Source organism: Allobosea sp. BH3 (assembly GCF_025499465.1).
GTDB lineage: Bacteria > Pseudomonadota > Alphaproteobacteria > Rhizobiales > Beijerinckiaceae > Allobosea.
In genome coordinates, this window is record NZ_JAIMCA010000002.1 from 276,601 (window position 1) to 290,667 (window position 14,067).

Annotated in this window: 15 protein-coding genes; 9 read left to right on the forward strand and 6 right to left on the reverse strand. The window is 68.8% G+C overall.

Annotated features, from left to right (window positions below):
* Nucleotides 1–21 precede the first annotated feature (21 nt).
* Complete coding sequence (locus BoBH3_RS06300; protein ID WP_262329918.1) at nt 22–951, forward strand: sulfite exporter TauE/SafE family protein; 930 nt, start codon at nt 22–24, stop codon at nt 949–951.
* On the forward strand, nt 948–1,730 hold the full coding sequence (locus tag BoBH3_RS06305; protein ID WP_262329919.1) for a TIGR02186 family protein: 783 nt from the start codon (nt 948–950) through the stop codon (nt 1,728–1,730). Before BoBH3_RS06300 ends, BoBH3_RS06305 begins: the two co-directional genes overlap by 4 nt.
* On the opposite strand, the gene BoBH3_RS06310 is transcribed toward BoBH3_RS06305, so the two are convergent.
* Nucleotides 1,727–2,974: a molybdopterin molybdotransferase MoeA gene (locus BoBH3_RS06310; RefSeq protein WP_262329920.1), complete on the reverse strand. Its 1,248-nt coding sequence runs from the start codon at nt 2,972–2,974 to the stop codon at nt 1,727–1,729. The two genes, BoBH3_RS06305 and BoBH3_RS06310, sit on opposite strands and share 4 nt — an antisense overlap.
* Nucleotides 2,975–3,158: 184 nt before the next feature.
* Between BoBH3_RS06310 and BoBH3_RS06315 the strand changes: the two genes are divergently transcribed.
* The 3 genes from BoBH3_RS06315 to BoBH3_RS06325 all read left to right on the forward strand — a co-directional run bounded on the left by BoBH3_RS06315 (nt 3,159) and on the right by BoBH3_RS06325 (nt 5,020).
* Complete coding sequence (locus tag BoBH3_RS06315; RefSeq protein WP_262329921.1) at nt 3,159–3,386, forward strand: sulfurtransferase TusA family protein; 228 nt, start codon at nt 3,159–3,161, stop codon at nt 3,384–3,386.
* 31 nt (nt 3,387–3,417) lie between these two features.
* Nucleotides 3,418–4,533: an Mrp/NBP35 family ATP-binding protein gene (locus BoBH3_RS06320; protein ID WP_262329922.1), complete on the forward strand. Its 1,116-nt coding sequence runs from the start codon at nt 3,418–3,420 to the stop codon at nt 4,531–4,533.
* 85 nt (nt 4,534–4,618) lie between these two features.
* A complete protein-coding gene (locus BoBH3_RS06325; protein WP_262329923.1) occupies nt 4,619–5,020 on the forward strand; it encodes an SRPBCC family protein in 402 nt (133 codons plus the stop codon).
* Between the two features lie 2 nt (nt 5,021–5,022).
* Here the strand turns inward: BoBH3_RS06325 and mobA are convergent, their stop codons facing one another.
* Nucleotides 5,023–5,652, reverse strand: a complete 630-nt coding sequence (mobA, locus tag BoBH3_RS06330; RefSeq protein WP_262329924.1) for a molybdenum cofactor guanylyltransferase MobA — start codon at nt 5,650–5,652, stop codon at nt 5,023–5,025.
* Nucleotides 5,653–5,673: 21 nt separating this feature from the next.
* The gene (locus BoBH3_RS06335; protein ID WP_262329925.1) at nt 5,674–6,189 is read right to left on the reverse strand and encodes a DUF2478 domain-containing protein; all 516 of its coding nucleotides are present in this window, start codon (nt 6,187–6,189) and stop codon (nt 5,674–5,676) included.
* A gap of 218 nt (nt 6,190–6,407) precedes the next feature.
* On the opposite strand from BoBH3_RS06335, the gene BoBH3_RS06340 reads away from it, so the two are divergent.
* Entirely contained in the window at nt 6,408–7,661 is a 1,254-nt protein-coding gene (locus BoBH3_RS06340) for a peptide ABC transporter permease (protein WP_262329926.1), read from the forward strand.
* A gap of 132 nt (nt 7,662–7,793) precedes the next feature.
* Here the strand turns inward: BoBH3_RS06340 and argE are convergent, their stop codons facing one another.
* Complete coding sequence (gene argE, locus BoBH3_RS06345) at nt 7,794–8,939, reverse strand: acetylornithine deacetylase (RefSeq protein WP_262330444.1); 1,146 nt, start codon at nt 8,937–8,939, stop codon at nt 7,794–7,796.
* 162 nt (nt 8,940–9,101) lie between these two features.
* On the opposite strand from argE, the gene BoBH3_RS06350 reads away from it, so the two are divergent.
* The gene (locus BoBH3_RS06350) at nt 9,102–10,070 is read left to right on the forward strand and encodes a threonine ammonia-lyase (RefSeq protein ID WP_262329927.1); all 969 of its coding nucleotides are present in this window, start codon (nt 9,102–9,104) and stop codon (nt 10,068–10,070) included.
* Between the two features lie 142 nt (nt 10,071–10,212).
* On the opposite strand, the gene BoBH3_RS06355 is transcribed toward BoBH3_RS06350, so the two are convergent.
* A complete protein-coding gene (locus tag BoBH3_RS06355) occupies nt 10,213–10,524 on the reverse strand; it encodes a peptidoglycan L,D-endopeptidase MepK (protein ID WP_262329928.1) in 312 nt (103 codons plus the stop codon).
* Nucleotides 10,525–10,967: 443 nt separating this feature from the next.
* On the opposite strand from BoBH3_RS06355, the gene BoBH3_RS06360 reads away from it, so the two are divergent.
* The gene (locus BoBH3_RS06360; RefSeq protein ID WP_262329929.1) at nt 10,968–12,140 is read left to right on the forward strand and encodes a M20 aminoacylase family protein; all 1,173 of its coding nucleotides are present in this window, start codon (nt 10,968–10,970) and stop codon (nt 12,138–12,140) included.
* Nucleotides 12,141–12,156: 16 nt separating this feature from the next.
* A complete protein-coding gene (locus BoBH3_RS06365) occupies nt 12,157–13,260 on the forward strand; it encodes an NAD(P)/FAD-dependent oxidoreductase (protein WP_262329930.1) in 1,104 nt (367 codons plus the stop codon).
* 149 nt (nt 13,261–13,409) lie between these two features.
* Here the strand turns inward: BoBH3_RS06365 and eda are convergent, their stop codons facing one another.
* Nucleotides 13,410–14,054 (reverse strand): bifunctional 4-hydroxy-2-oxoglutarate aldolase/2-dehydro-3-deoxy-phosphogluconate aldolase, encoded by a 645-nt coding sequence (eda, locus tag BoBH3_RS06370; RefSeq protein WP_262329931.1) that lies wholly within the window; start codon nt 14,052–14,054, stop codon nt 13,410–13,412.
* Between the last annotated feature and the right edge of the window lie 13 nt (nt 14,055–14,067).

A 14,067-nucleotide genomic window follows, 5' to 3' on the forward strand; every position in this document is an offset into this window, starting at 1 on the left:
ACCCGCCTGCGAGGGGTAAAAGTGCAGATCTACCTGCCGATCGCCGAGCTTCCGATCAGCGTGCTGATGGTACTCGGGCTGAGCGGCGCGGTGGGCTTCATTTCCGGGCTCTTCGGCGTGGGCGGCGGCTTCCTGCTGACGCCGCTCCTGATCTTCCTCGACATCCCGCCCGCCGTGGCGGTGGCGACGGTCGCAGCACAGGTCGCCGGCTCATCGATGACCGGCGTGCTGACCTATCTCAGGCGCAGGGCGCTCGACCTCAAGCTCGGCGGCGTGCTGGTCAGCGGCGGCATCCTGGGCACCGTGCTGGGCGTGCTGTTCTTCAACACGATGCGCCGGCTCGGCCAGCTCGAGCTCGTCATCACGCTCTCCTATGTCACGCTGTTCTCGATCATCGGCGGGCTGATGCTCTACGATGCGCTGCGGGCGCTCATGCGGGTCAGGGCGGGCAAGCCGGCGCGGCTGAAGCGGCGCGGCGGCATGCATCCCTGGTGGATGGGACTGCCGATGCGGATGCGCTTCCACCGCTCCGGCCTCTATTGCAGCGTGATACCGATCGCGCTGCTTGCCATCGTGATCGGCTTCATCGGCGCCGTGCTCGGCGTCGGCGGCGGCTTCATCCTGGTGCCCGGGTTGATCTACTTCTTCCGGATTCCGACAGCCGTCGTGGTCGGCACCTCGCTGTTCCAGATCCTGGTGACGATGACGGGCGCCACCCTGCTCCATGCCGTCACCAACCAGTCGGTCGACATCGTGCTGGCGACGCTGCTGCTGATCGGAGGCGTCATTGGCGCCCAGTTCGGCGGGCGGGCGGCGCGCAATCTCAACGTCGAATCCTTCCGCCTGCTGCTGGCGCTGCTGATCCTCTCGGTCGGCATGCGCTTCGCCGTCGAGCTCTTCGTCCCACCGAGCGAGCCCTTCTCGGTCGTCGTGCCGGAGAGCGCGCGATGAAGCGGTTCACCGCCCTCTTCTCCGCCCTCCTGGCCATCCTCTGCACCTGGCTCGGCGCCACGAGCGCCCGTGCGGAGACGCTGATCGCCGCGATGTCGGCCCATCAGGTGCAGATCACCTCGAACTACACCGGCAGCCAGCTCACGGTGTTCGGCCTCGTCGAACGCGACGGGCGCACGGTGGCACGCTCCGGCCCCTACGACATCATCATCACCGTGCGCGGGCCGAGGCGCATGCTGCTGGTACGCGAGAAGGAACAGCTCGGGCCGATCTGGATCAACCGCACGCAGCGACGCTTCCCCGACAGCCCGGTCTTCCTGCATGTCGCCAGCAGCCGCCCCATCGGCGAGATGATGAGCCCCGAGAGCGCGCAGCGGGACCGCGTGGGCCTCGCCAACGCGGAACGGGCGCCCGGCAACTGGATCGACCTCGACCCCGGCTCGGTGCGGTTCCGCGACAGCCTCGTCAGGATCATGCAGGCAAAGGACCTTTACGGATACGACGAACGGGGCGTGACCTTCCTGTCGAACTCGCTGTTCAGCGCCCCGGTCGACATTCCGGCCACGGCGCCCACGGGCTCCTACACCGTCGACATCGTGCTCTATTCGGGCGGCGTGCCCCTGGCGCGCCAGCAGACGAATTTCGAGGTGGTCAAGACCGGCATCGAGCAGCGTCTCGCCTCGGGAGCCTATGACTGGCCGCTGCTCTACGGGCTCGCGGCCGTGCTGCTCGCTCTCCTGCTCGGCTGGGGCGCGAGCGTGGTGTTCCGGCGCGATTAACCGAGAAGGCCTGTGTAGGGAATGAAGGGCGCATTATCGCCCTCGCGCGCCTGCTCGACCTCCTCCGCCAGTACGACGAGGCCGTCCGATTGCGCCAGCGAGGCGAGCGAGCCCGCGCCTTCGCCCGGATGGCGGCGCGCGACGACGACGCCGTCCGCCCCCTGCTCCAGCGAGACGCGCAGGAACTCGCGCCGGCCCGGCTTCTTGCGGTGGGAGAAGCCGAGCGCGACGGGCAGCGTCGGGGGCGGACGGACAGTCTCTCCCGCCAGCCGGGCCAAGAGCGGCCGGGCCACGAAGCCGAAGCCGACGAAGACGGCGACGGGATTGCCCGGCAGGCCGATGAAGGGCGTGCCGGACACGCTGCCGATGGCGAGAGGCTTGCCGGGCTTGATCGCGATGCGCCAGAGGTCGAGGGAGCCGCAGGCGGCGACCGCGTCCTTGATATGGTCGGCCTCTCCGACCGAGACGCCGCCGGAGGTGACGATGAGATCGCAGGCGCCCGCCGCCTCGCGCAGATGGCGCTCAAGCCCGGCGGGCTCGTCGCGCAGGATGCCGAGATCGGCGGTGTCGACGCCCGCGCGCATCAAAAGGGCGCGCAGCATGGCCCGGTTGGCGTCGTAGATCGCCCCGGCCGCCAGCTTCTGGCCGGGCTCCGTCAGCTCGTCGCCGGTCGAGAACAGAGCGACACGCGGCCTGCGGCGCACCTTGACGCGCGGGAGGCCGAGCGCCGCCAGCAGGCCGAGATCCTGCGGGCGCAGGCGCTGCCCCGCCGCCAGCGCCACCTGCCCGCGCGCGACATCCTCCCCCGCCACGCGCAGGTTCGCGCCGCGCCGGATGCCCGGTGGGAGGACCACGGCGCCATCCCGCAGGGCGACATCCTCCTGCATGACGATCGTATCGCCGCCTTCCGGCATTGGCGCGCCGGTGAAAATGCGCCAGGCACCCCATTCCAGCTTTCCCGGAGCATCGCCGGCCATGCCGCGCCCCAGCACGGGCAGGATCGTCTCGCCGCCCGCCGCAAGGTCGGCGAAGCGCACCGCATAGCCATCGACGGCGGAGTGGCTGAAGAGCGGCAGGTCCTGTGGCGCGACCACGCCCTGCGCCAGCACATGACCGTCGGCAGCCGTCAGCGGCAGGTCCAGCGTGTCGGGGACCGGCGCGACCAGCGCGACGGCCCGCGCCGCCGCCTCGGCAAGGGTGATGAGCCCGGAATGGTGGTTCAGGCCGGTGCCCAGCCGCGCCATCAGGCTTCCCGCCCGTTTCGGCTGCCCGCTCGCATCGCTGCCGGTTCTCCCCAGTGTTCGATCCGTCTTCATCGGCGCCATAACGGGACGGGTCAAGCGTGCGTGGTGCGGCATGGCACCCGTTGCCGCTCCCGGGACGCCGGCTTATGAAGCAGCAACGACAACGGCCCGACGGGCGCGACCAATGGACCTGATTCCGCTCGATCTGCGCGGGCTGAAATGCCCCCTTCCAGTGCTGCGGGTGCGCAAGGCGCTTGGCACCGCGCGCGCCGGCAGCCTGCTGGTCGTGCAATGCACCGACCCGATGGCGGCGATCGACCTGCCCAACCTCGCACGCGAGACCGGCGACATCATCGAGCGGCAGGGGGATGCGGACGGCGCCCTCGTCTTCCATATCCGCAAGGCGGCCTGACCGCGCCAGCGAGCCAACGGAGTTCAACGAAGTGACCGTTTCCCGAGCCGATGTCCTGCGGGCGCTCGAACTGGTGAAGCTGCCGGCGAGCGGGCAATCGCTTGCCGCCTCCGGCCGCATCGCCGATGTGCTGGTCGATGGCGGCAAGGTGATCTTCGCCATCGGCATCGACCCGACCGAGGCGACGGCGATGGAGCCCGTCCGCAAGGCGGCCGAGAGCGCAGTTGGCGGCCTGCCGGGCGTGACGCAGGTGCTCGTCGGCCTGACCGCCGACAAGGCCCCGCCCTCCGCCGGCATGCAGGCCCGCCGGCAGGCGCAGCAGCCAGCCCCGGGCGGGGCGCCCAAGCCCAGCGGCGTGCCGGGCGTCAAGCAGATCATCGCGGTGGCCAGCGGCAAGGGGGGCGTCGGCAAGTCGACAACCGCCGCCAACCTCGCCGTGGCGCTGTCGGGGCTCGGCCTCAAGGTCGGCGTGCTCGATGCCGACATCTACGGCCCTTCCATGCCGAAGCTGTTCGGCATCAAGGGCAAGCCACAGGTCGTCTCGGGCCGCACGCTCGCGCCGATGGAAGCCTATGGGCTGAAGATCATGTCGATCGGCTTCCTCGTCGAGGAGGAAACGCCGATGATCTGGCGCGGGCCGATGGTGATCTCGGCGATCACGCAGATGCTGCGCGAGGTCGCCTGGGGCGAGCTCGACGTCATCGTCGTCGACATGCCGCCCGGCACCGGCGACGCGCAGCTCACCATGGCCCAGCAGGTGCCGCTCGCCGGCGCCGTCATCGTCTCAACGCCGCAGGACCTCGCCCTTCTCGACGCCCGACGCGGCGTCGCGATGTTCAGGAAGGTCGCGGTGCCGATCCTCGGTCTCGTCGAGAACATGAGCTATTTCATCTGCCCGGAATGCGGGCACCAATCCGACATCTTCGCCCATGGCGGGGCGCGCCACGAGGCCGAGCGGCAGCAGATCCCCTTCCTGGGAGAAATCCCGCTCGCCATGCCGATCCGGGAGACCTCCGACGGCGGCCGCCCGATCGTCGCCACCGACCCGCAAAGCCCTCACGCCAAGGCCTATGTCGCGCTGGCGCGGCAGGTTCAGGCGAGCCTCGGCGGGGCCATGCGGGCCGCGCCACGCATCGTCATCGAGTAGGCGCTCCTTCCCTGCCGCACTCGGATGGGTTGACAGGCGGCGCATTTAGTTCTTCTTTTGTTCTCACAAAAGAAAGGACGTGACCATGGCCGTGCAGCGCGCCCGCCATATCGGCATCGGGATCGATCGGCCGGTCGAGGAGGTCTATGCCTTCCTGGCCGACCCCGCGAACTTCCCGCAATGGGCGGCAGGTCTCGGCCACAGCTTCAGCCATGTGGAGGGCATGGTCTGGCGGGCACAGACGCCGATGGGGCCGATGCGGATCCTGTTCAGCGAGCCCAACAACCATGGCGTGCTCGACCATGCCGTCATCCCCGAGCACGGCCCTGCGATGCATAATCCGATGCGTGTCGTGGCGAATGGCGACGGGGCCGAGCTGGTGTTCACCCTGTTCCAGCGCGAGGGCATGTCCGAAGACGAGATGGCCCGCGATGCGGCGATGGTCACCCGCGACCTCGCGGCGCTCAAGGCGCTGCTGGAGGGGTGAGGCTACGGAACCAGCGCCGCGAAGCGCTCCGCCTCGGCCAGGTCTTCCGGCGTGTTGATGTTGAAGAAGGGGTCGAAGGGCTCGCCCGGCCATTCTGCTGTCGCGACGCCGCGCCGGCTGGTCCAGGCGCCGATCTTGCGCCCTCCGGCTGCGAGCGACCGGCGCAGATCCTCCCGCAGCGAGACAGGCCAGAGGCCGATGGCGTGATGCGCGCGGCCGGCCGAGGCGGCGCAGGCGAGCGGCGTGCCGGCCGCGGCGCGGGCTGCGTGGAGCCGCGCGGTGAGATCGGCTGGAATGAAGGGCGTATCGGCAGCGACGCTGAGCAGCCACGGCGTCGTCGGCCGATGCGCGGCCAGCCAGTCGAGCCCCGCCAGGATGCCGGCGAGCGGACCGGCGAAATCCGGGATCGTGTCGGCAATGACCGGCAGGCCATAGCTCGCAAAGCGGGCCGGATCGCCATTGGCGTTGAGGACAAGGCCGTCGCACTGACCCTGGAGGCGGGCGATTACATGGCCGAGGATCGGACTGCCGGCGAGGGGCACGAGCGCCTTGTCACCGCCGCCCATGCGCCGGGCAAGGCCGCCTGCGAGGATCAGGCCCAGGGTTTCGAAACGCAGGTTTTCCGGACTCATGGCCGCGTCATCGCGCCGGGGTCACGCCGCCCGGCGGACCACGTCCAGGACCCAGCGCTCGACCAAAACCTCGTCGGCGGGCAGCTCGACCCAGTCCTCGCCCGCGAAATCCCGCCAGGCCGGCAGGAAATCCCGGCGCACCGCGATGAGCAGGGGCAGGCCGGCGAGCAGCACATCGGCGATCTCCTGGCGCAGGCCCTCGCCCGCCGCTTCCTGCTTGCCGAACTTGTTGACCATGACGAGATCGGCACGCTCCGCCAGCGCACCGGCGAAGGCTGCGGCCGCCGCAGCCAGCCCGGCAGAGTCGAGATGGCAGCCGCCGGCGCCGGCGCCCAGCTCCTGGCTGATCGGAAAGCGGTGGCCGTTCGCCAGATCCTCCAGCGACATGGCCATGCAACGGTCGTCGCAGGCCTCGTCATTATGCTGGACCACGCCGCCGAGCCGCAGGCCGCGCCGCTTCAGCCGGGCCGCCGTGCCCTGCAGAAAGGCATCGATCGCAAAACCGCTCGCATAGGGGATAGCAGCCAGCATCATCATGCCAGCTTCCTGCCACGAACGTCGCTTTCGCACCAGTGGCAGGCGTTTGGAGGCATCAACGGTCTTCGGCGCCAGTCTGGAAATGGCATAAAAGTGTTGCGCCGCACCTACAGCCCTGGGCCTCTCCTGCCGCTAGGGTGGCGCCGGCTCGACGCGGGCAACCGGGCGAGCCAAGGCCTTTCTTCTCGCCCGAGCCGCCTTTCCTCTCGCCCGAGCCAATGATCAAGAACAACGCCCAGGCCCCGCTCGACCCCGCCGCCGATGCCGCGCTGCTGTTGCGGCGCATCGGCTTCGGCACGCTCGCGCTCGTCCTGCCTCTGGCTGCGCTCGTCTCGCGCCGCGCCGCCGTCGTGCTGGTGCCGATCGGCGTCGCGCTGCTGCTGATCGCCACGCTGATCGAGGAGCCTCGCCGATTGGTGACGGCGCTGCGCGCGGATGTGCTGAGCCTGCCGGGCATGATCCTGCTCGGGCTCGTCGCCTGGGCGGCGCTGTCGCTGGTCTGGAGCCCCTTCCCTGCCGCAGCGAGCGAGAAGGCCGGCAATCTGCTGCTGGCCGTCGTGCTCGGCTTCGTGGGCTTTGCATCCCTGCCCGAGCGGATGCGCTCGTCGAACCTCAACCTCTCGCCACTCGGCACCGCGAGCGCCGGCCTCTTCGCGCTGGGGCTGATCACCATCGCCGCGCTGCGCCACGCCGAGACGCCGCCCGGCGCGGTGGAACGCGGCGTCTCGATCATCCTGATCACAGCCTGGCCGGCTCTCGCCTGGCTGCTGTCGCGCGAAAGGGGCCTGAGCGCGCTCGGGCTCGCGCTGATCGTGGCGCTGCTGGCGCTGACGCGCTTCGAGGACGGCGAGACCATCGCGATGATCTTCGGGGCCGTGGCCTTCGGCGCCGTGACCGCCAACCGCCAGCTCGCCTCAAAGGCCATCGCCACCATCGTTGCCGGGCTGATGCTGTTCGCGCCGGTGCTGCCGTTCCTGCTGGCGCCTCTGGTCTCGGCGCTGCCGGACTCGTCGAGCGGCTTCGCGCAGATGCTGTCGATCTGGGCCGATGTGATCCGGCAGTCGCCGGTCGAGCTGATCACCGGGCATGGGCTCGACATGGTGGTTCGCGGGCAGATGAGCGGCGTGCTGCCGCAACCGGCGCCGGCCACGCTGCTGTTCGAGACCTGGTACGAACTCGGCCTTGTCGGCGCCGCTGCGGCCGCTGCCGGCCTCTACTTCGCCATCCAGGCCGCCGGCAGGATGCCAGGCGCGCTGGCGGCGGGCGGCGTCGCCGCCTACACCACCGCTTTCGCGCTCAGCGTGTTCGGCTTCGCGCCGCTCCTGCCCTGGTGGCTGATGACGCTGACCGCGGTCGTGCTGCTCTTCGGCGCCATCGCACGCGGCCAGTACCGCACCGACAGGCCAGCCGTGCCGCTGCCGACGCGCGGCCCAAGCCATACGAGGCCGAAGGCGGCGCCTCCGCCGCAGTAACGCTCCGCCTCGGCGAACGGGACGTCATGCTCGGGCTTGATCCGAGCATCTCAGGACACAGAGTTTCGGACGCTTCTTCCTGCCCGAGATTCTCGGGTCGACGCTTCGCGCCGCCCGAGAATGACGGCCGGATCAGCGCGACAGCTCGCCGATCAGCCTGCGCACGAAGTCCGTGCCGGCCTCGAGCTGGGAAAGGCTGAGGAACTCGTCCGGCTGATGCGCCTGGGCGATGTCGCCCGGCCCGCAGACCACGGTCGACCAGCCGGCGCGCTGGAAGAGCCCGCCCTCAGTGCCGTAGGGCACGACATGGCTGCCGTTGTCGCCCGTCAGGCGGCGGCAGAGCGCCTCGGCGGCGCCGTCCGTTTCCGGCCCCATGGCGGGGGTGTCCGAGGTGACCTCGAAGTCGATGCCGGTCTCGGGCGCGATCGCCTTCATCCGCGCCTCGACCTCCGCCAGCTTGCTGCGATAGAGGGCGACGTAATCCTCCTGACGTTCGCCGGGGATGCAGCGCACTTCATGGGTGAACATGCAGCGCTCGGCCGCGATGTTCACGGCCGTTCCGCCCTCCACGACGCCGACATGCAGCGTGCTGTAGGGCGGCTCGAAGCCGTTGCCGGCCGGGGTGCGAGCCTTGTTCGCGGCCATCGTCTCGTTGGACCAGTGGATCAGCTCACCCGCGACCATCACTGCCGAGACGCCCATGTCGATGCGGCTGGAATGCACTGCATGGCCGCGCACCGTGGTCTTCATGCGCAGGCCACCCTTGTGGGCGGTGACCACCTGCATCATCGAGGGCTCGCCGACGATGACCGCCGAGGGCTGCATCCCATCCTGCCGCATCGCCTCGATCATGACCCGCGCGCCGCGGCAGCCGACCTCCTCATCATAGGAGAGCGCGATGTGGATCGGCCGCTTCAGCGGCGCTGCCAGCATCTCCGGCACGAGCGCGAGCCCGATGGCGTCGAAGCCCTTCATGTCGCAGGTGCCGCGGCCATAGAGCTTTCCGTCGCGCTCGGTCAGCGTCCAGGGATCGGAGGTCCAGTCCTGCCCGGCTACCGGCACGACGTCGGTGTGGCCGGAAAGCACGATGCCGCCGTCCCCCTTCGGCCCGATGGTGGCATAGAGATTGGCCTTCTGCCCGTCCGGGCTCGGCGCCAGCCGGCTCTCGACACCAAGCGAGGCGAGATAGTCGCGGCAGAAATGGATCAGGTCGAGATTGCTGCGCTGCGATTCCGTGTTGAACGAAACCAGCTTCGCCAGCATCTCCTTAGGCGTCATCGTCACGAGAATGGGTCTCCTTGAAAGCGCCCGCACACGCAGGTTTCATGCCGCCACGCTAAGCCCGGTTCCGCTGTGGTCAATGGCCCTGCGCGCTTGACGGGGCCGCAATTCGGCGGCTCACCTCATCCAAGACTTGAAACGAAGCAGGGACCATCGCGGATGGAGTTCGACGTCAGCCTCGCCGACATACAGGCGGCGGCCGAGCGCATCGCCGGCAAGGTGCGCCGCACGCCGACCTATCGCAGCGCCGGCCTGTCCGAGCGGCTCGGGGTGGAAACCTGGGTCAAGCTGGAATGCCTGCAGCTCGCCGGCTCCTTCAAGGTGCGCGGCTGCTTCAACAAGATGTCCCGCCTGAGCGACGCCGAGCGCGCGCGCGGCGTCGTCACCGTCTCCGGCGGCAACCACGCCATCGCCGTCTCGCTCGTGGCACGGGAGGTCGGAACCCGAGCGCTGGTGCTGATGCCGAAGGCGACGCCTGCGCTCAACATCCGGCTGACCAGGGAGGCCGGCGGCGAGGTCGAGCTCTGCGAGGATTCGATCGAAGCCTTCGCCAAGGCGGAAGCCCATGCGGCGCGGGGCATGGTCCATGTCCATTCCTATGACGACCCGGCGATCATCGCCGGCCACGGCACGCTCGGCCTCGAGCTCGCCGCCGATGCCGGCGGGCGGATCGACCATGTCTTCGTCTCGATCGGCGGAGGCGGCTTCTCGGCCGGCGTCGGCGCGGCTCTGAAGGGGCTCGACCCGGCCGTCCGGCTGCACGGCGTCGAAACGGAAGGCGCGACGACCATGACGCAGGCGCTCGCGGCCGGGCAGCCCGTGCCGATCCGCTCCACCTCGATCTCGCGCACGCTCGGAGCGCCCTTCGCGACGGAGCGCACCATGGCTGCGGCACGGCAGTTCCTGGAGGAGATCGTCGTGGTGCCGGATGCCGAGGCGGTGCGGGAGCTCGTCTGGGTGCTGCAGAACGAGCGCGTCCTGCTGGAGCCCGCCGCCGCCTGCACTGTCGCCGCGGCCCTTGCCCGGAAGGACAAGTTCCGGCCCGGGGAGCGGGTCTGCCTCGTCTTCTGCGGATCGAACGTCGCGCTGGAGGATATCGAGGGCTGGCGGAAAAGCTTCGGGGTCTGAGGCGGAGAAGCCACAACGTCATTCTCGGGGCGCCGCATGGCGGCGACCCGAGAATTCTCAAGCCGCAGGACGCGCTGGAGCCTCCGTGTCACGAGATGGCCGGGTCATGCCCGGCCATGACGGAGTGCCCCAGCGCTCCCGTTCAGTTGCTGCTGCGGGCAAACTTCGCATAGCGGCTGCGCTTGCTGGCAGAAGCGTAGCGGCTGCGCTTGTGCCCGTACCAGGCGTGCTGAAGCTCCCCCACATCGGCATGGACGATGCCGTTGGAGTAGGTGCCGACACCACCGATGTTGTTGAGCGAGCGGGCGACGGCCGCGGCCTTTCGCGGCGAAGTCGCCAGCGGACGGAAGTCGATGGCCTTGCCGCGATAATGCTGCGAATTGCGCGCATGGCGGCCTCCGCAGGTCGACGTGATCTGGATCGGCCCGATCTTGGAAATGAGATCGGCGATCATCGCGCGGGTTTCGGATTTCAGACAACCCAGCCCGCGGACCTGCGGCTGGAAAGAGATTTTCTGGAGAGAGGCCTCAGCAAGAGCAGCGGAGGGCAATAACGGCAAGATTATTCCTGAAATTTTTAATATACGCATTGCAAACTCCTACTACATTAATCAGACACTGTGGATGATCCTCCCGCCTTCTGGATCGCGTCGCAAAAAAATCGGAGATCGTGGCAAAATAAAGACTATTTTAAGGCTGCTATATTGTATAATTTGAACCCGACCATACCACTTAATGGCTAAACTACTGCGTTAATCGACATCGGATTTCTCGCGCCATTCCGCCGGAGCCAGCCCCCCACGCATGATCGGCTTGGACAGGCGGGCCGAGGCTGGGCTAGCGTATGCGGACGCGCCCGCTTTCTGCGCGGCCGCCTGCTGCCATCTCAGAGGACCAGATGCCTAAGACCGACCTCATCGCGGCGCTCGCTCCGGAAATCACCGCGATCCGCCGCGATTTCCACCGCCATCCGGAGCTGATGTACGAAGTCCAGCGCACGGCCGGGATCGTCGCCGACAAGCTGCGCGAATGGGGCGTCGACGAAGTCGTCACCGGCATCGGCAAGACCGGCGTCGTCGGCATCATCAAGGGCAAGGGTTCGGATTCGGGCAAGGTCATCGGACTGCGCGCCGACATGGACGCGCTGCCGATCCACGAGCAGACCAATCTCGAGCACCGCTCGACCGTGCCGGGCAAGATGCACGCCTGCGGCCATGACGGCCACACCGCCATGCTGCTCGGCGCCGCCAAGTACCTGACGCAGACGCGCGATTTCGATGGCACGGCCGTGCTGATCTTCCAGCCCGCCGAAGAGGGCGGCGCCGGCGCGAAGGCGATGATCGACGACGGCCTGATCACGCGCTTCGGCGTGCAGGAGGTCTACGGCATGCACAACAAGCCGGGGCTCGCGGTGGGCCGCTTCGAAATCCGCAAGGGGCCGGCCATGGCCGCCGCGGACCGCCTCCACATCAAGATCGAGGGCAAGGGCGGGCACGCCGCCGCGCCGCATAACGTCAACGACCCGATCGTCGCCTCCTGCGCGCTGGTCAGCGCCCTGCAGACGGTCACGTCCCGCAATGTCGACCCGCTCGACTCGATCGTCGTCTCGGTGACGGCCCTCAACGCCGGCGAGGCCTTCAACGTCATTCCGCAGACGGCCGAGATCAAGGGCTCGATCCGGACCCTGACCCCGAAGGCCCGGGAGATCGCGCAGAAGCGCATCACCGAGATCGTCGAGGGCGTGATGAAGGCCTTCGGCATGAAGTACGAGCTGGACTACCATCTCGGCTACCCGGTCACCTTCAATCATGCCGGCCAGACCGACTTCGTCACCAGCGTGACCAAGCAGGCCTTCGGCTCGGACGCGATCAACACCGACATTCCGCCGACCATGGGCTCGGAGGATTTCTCCTACATGCTGGAGGAGCGCCCCGGCGCCTTCATCAACATCGGCAACGGCGAGTCGGCGGGGCTGCATCACCCGGCCTACGAGTTCAACGACAGCGTGATCCCGGTCGGCGTGAACTATTGGGCAAGCCTGGTCGAGATCTCCATGCCGACGCGGGCCTGACGGCTCCGCCCGGGCGATGAGCGACATCGATTGCCTTGTGATCGGGGCCGGCGTCGTCGGCCTCGCCACGGCGCGCGCCCTGGCGCTCGCCGGGCGCGAGGTCGTCATAGCCGAGGCCGCCGAGGGGATCGGTACCCAGACCTCGGCGCGCAACTCCGAGGTCATCCATGCCGGGATCTACTACCCGCCCGGCTCGCTGAAGGCGCGCGTCTGCGTCGAGGGCCGCCAGCGACTTTACCGTTATCTCCAAGAGCGCGGACTGCCGCACAAGGCCTGCGGCAAGCTGATCGTCGCCACCTCCGAAGCGCAGAAGCCGGCGCTGGAGACGATCATGGCGCGAGCGCAGGCCTCCGGCGTCTCATCGCTGCGCTGGCTCTCGGGAGCCGAGGCAAAGGCGATGGAGCCCGAGGTTCGCTGCGAGATCGCGCTGCTCTCGCCCGAGACGGGCGTCGTCGACAGCCACGCTCTGATGCTCTCGCTGCTCGGCGAATGCGAGGCGGCCGGCGGCTCGCTTGCGCTCAACACGCCGATCGCCGGCTGGCGGCGCGAGGCCGAGGGCTTCAGGGTCGATTTCGGCGGCGCGGATCCTGCGACCTACACCGTCACCACCATCGTCAACTCGGCGGGGCACGGCGCGCCGAATCTGCTGGGCCAGCTTGCGGGCTTCCCGACCGAGCACATCCCGGTGCAGCATTATGCCAAGGGCAATTATTTCGCGCTGACCGGGCGGCAGCCCTTCCGCCATCTGGTCTATCCCGTGCCGGAGGCGGCCGGGCTCGGCATCCACGCCACCATCGACATGGGCGGTCGCGTCAAGTTCGGCCCCGATGTCGAATGGGTCGCTCATGACCAGGATCTCGTCGTCGATCCGGCGCGGGCGGAAAAGTTCTACGCTGCGATCCGCACCTATTGGCCGGCGCTGCCTGACGGGGCGCTCGTCGCCGACTACGCCGGCATCCGCCCCAAGCTCCATGGACCGACCGAGGCGATGCCGGATTTCCGCATCGACGGGCCACAGGTCCACGGCGTCGCGAACCTCGTCAACCTGCTCGGCATCGAGAGCCCGGGGCTGACGAGCTCGCTCGCGATCGCGGAGATGGTGGTGGAGAGGTTGGCCTAGGGCGTCATCCCGTGCGCGCTGCAGCGTGAAACGCTGCTGCGCAGACACAGGACCGCGTGACGAGAAGGCGCCCTCTTCCGAAGACGATCCCGTGTCTGCGCCGCGGCATTCACATGCCGCAGCGCGCACGGGATGACGCGTTGGCTGCGTCAGCTCCTGATCTTACGGAAGGCTTCCTTCGCCTCGCGCGCCAGCGTCTCGATCCGCTTCCAATCGCCGGCCGCGATGGCGTCTGCGGGGACCAGCCAGGAGCCGCCGACGCAGATGACCTGCGGCATGGCGAGGTAGTCGGCGAGGTTCTTCAGGCCGACGCCGCCGGTCGGGCAGAAGCTCATCTGTGGGAAGGGGCCGGAGAGCGCCTTGAGCGCGGGCGGGCCGCCGGCCTGCTCGGCCGGGAAGAACTTGGCGGTGGTCCGGCCGGCCGCAACGGCGCGCATGCAGTCGGACGCCGTGGCGACACCCGGCAGCCAGGGCAGGCCCGCGGCGCGCAAGGCCTCATCGACGCTTTCGCTGAAGCCGGGGCTGACCACGGCCTGGGCGCCGGCATCCTTCACCTGCGAGACCTGGGCTGGCGTCACCACCGTGCCGGCGACGGGCAGCGCCTTCGGCACCGATTTCGCGATTGCCGCGAGCGCTTCCAGCGCGGCCGGGCGGCGCAGCGTGACCTCGACGACGTCGATGCCGCCGGCGACGAGGGCATGGGCCAGATCGACGGCGCGCGAGGCGTCCTCGATCACCACCACGGGAATCACGCCGCAGCTCTTCAACCGGGCAATCGCAGCCGTCTCGTCCATTGTCCCGTCTTTC

Bases quoted from the DNA above. Each gene is read 5' to 3' on its own strand.
- BoBH3_RS06305 (WP_262329919.1), top strand. From the start codon at position 948: ATGAAGCGGTTCACCGCCCTCTTCTCCGCCCTCCTGGCCATCCTCTGC.
- BoBH3_RS06310 (WP_262329920.1), bottom strand. From the start codon at position 2,974: ATGGCGCGGCTGGGCACCGGCCTGAACCACCATTCCGGGCTCATCACC.
- BoBH3_RS06315 (WP_262329921.1), top strand. From the start codon at position 3,159: ATGGACCTGATTCCGCTCGATCTGCGCGGGCTGAAATGCCCCCTTCCA.
- BoBH3_RS06325 (WP_262329923.1), top strand. From the start codon at position 4,619: ATGGCCGTGCAGCGCGCCCGCCATATCGGCATCGGGATCGATCGGCCG.
- mobA (WP_262329924.1), bottom strand. From the start codon at position 5,652: ATGAGTCCGGAAAACCTGCGTTTCGAAACCCTGGGCCTGATCCTCGCA.
- BoBH3_RS06335 (WP_262329925.1), bottom strand. From the start codon at position 6,189: ATGATGATGCTGGCTGCTATCCCCTATGCGAGCGGTTTTGCGATCGAT.
- BoBH3_RS06340 (WP_262329926.1), top strand. From the start codon at position 6,408: ATGATCAAGAACAACGCCCAGGCCCCGCTCGACCCCGCCGCCGATGCC.
- argE (WP_262330444.1), bottom strand. From the start codon at position 8,939: ATGACGCCTAAGGAGATGCTGGCGAAGCTGGTTTCGTTCAACACGGAA.
- BoBH3_RS06350 (WP_262329927.1), top strand. From the start codon at position 9,102: ATGGAGTTCGACGTCAGCCTCGCCGACATACAGGCGGCGGCCGAGCGC.
- BoBH3_RS06355 (WP_262329928.1), bottom strand. From the start codon at position 10,524: ATGATCGCCGATCTCATTTCCAAGATCGGGCCGATCCAGATCACGTCG.
- BoBH3_RS06360 (WP_262329929.1), top strand. From the start codon at position 10,968: ATGCCTAAGACCGACCTCATCGCGGCGCTCGCTCCGGAAATCACCGCG.
- BoBH3_RS06365 (WP_262329930.1), top strand. From the start codon at position 12,157: ATGAGCGACATCGATTGCCTTGTGATCGGGGCCGGCGTCGTCGGCCTC.
- eda (WP_262329931.1), bottom strand. From the start codon at position 14,054: ATGGACGAGACGGCTGCGATTGCCCGGTTGAAGAGCTGCGGCGTGATT.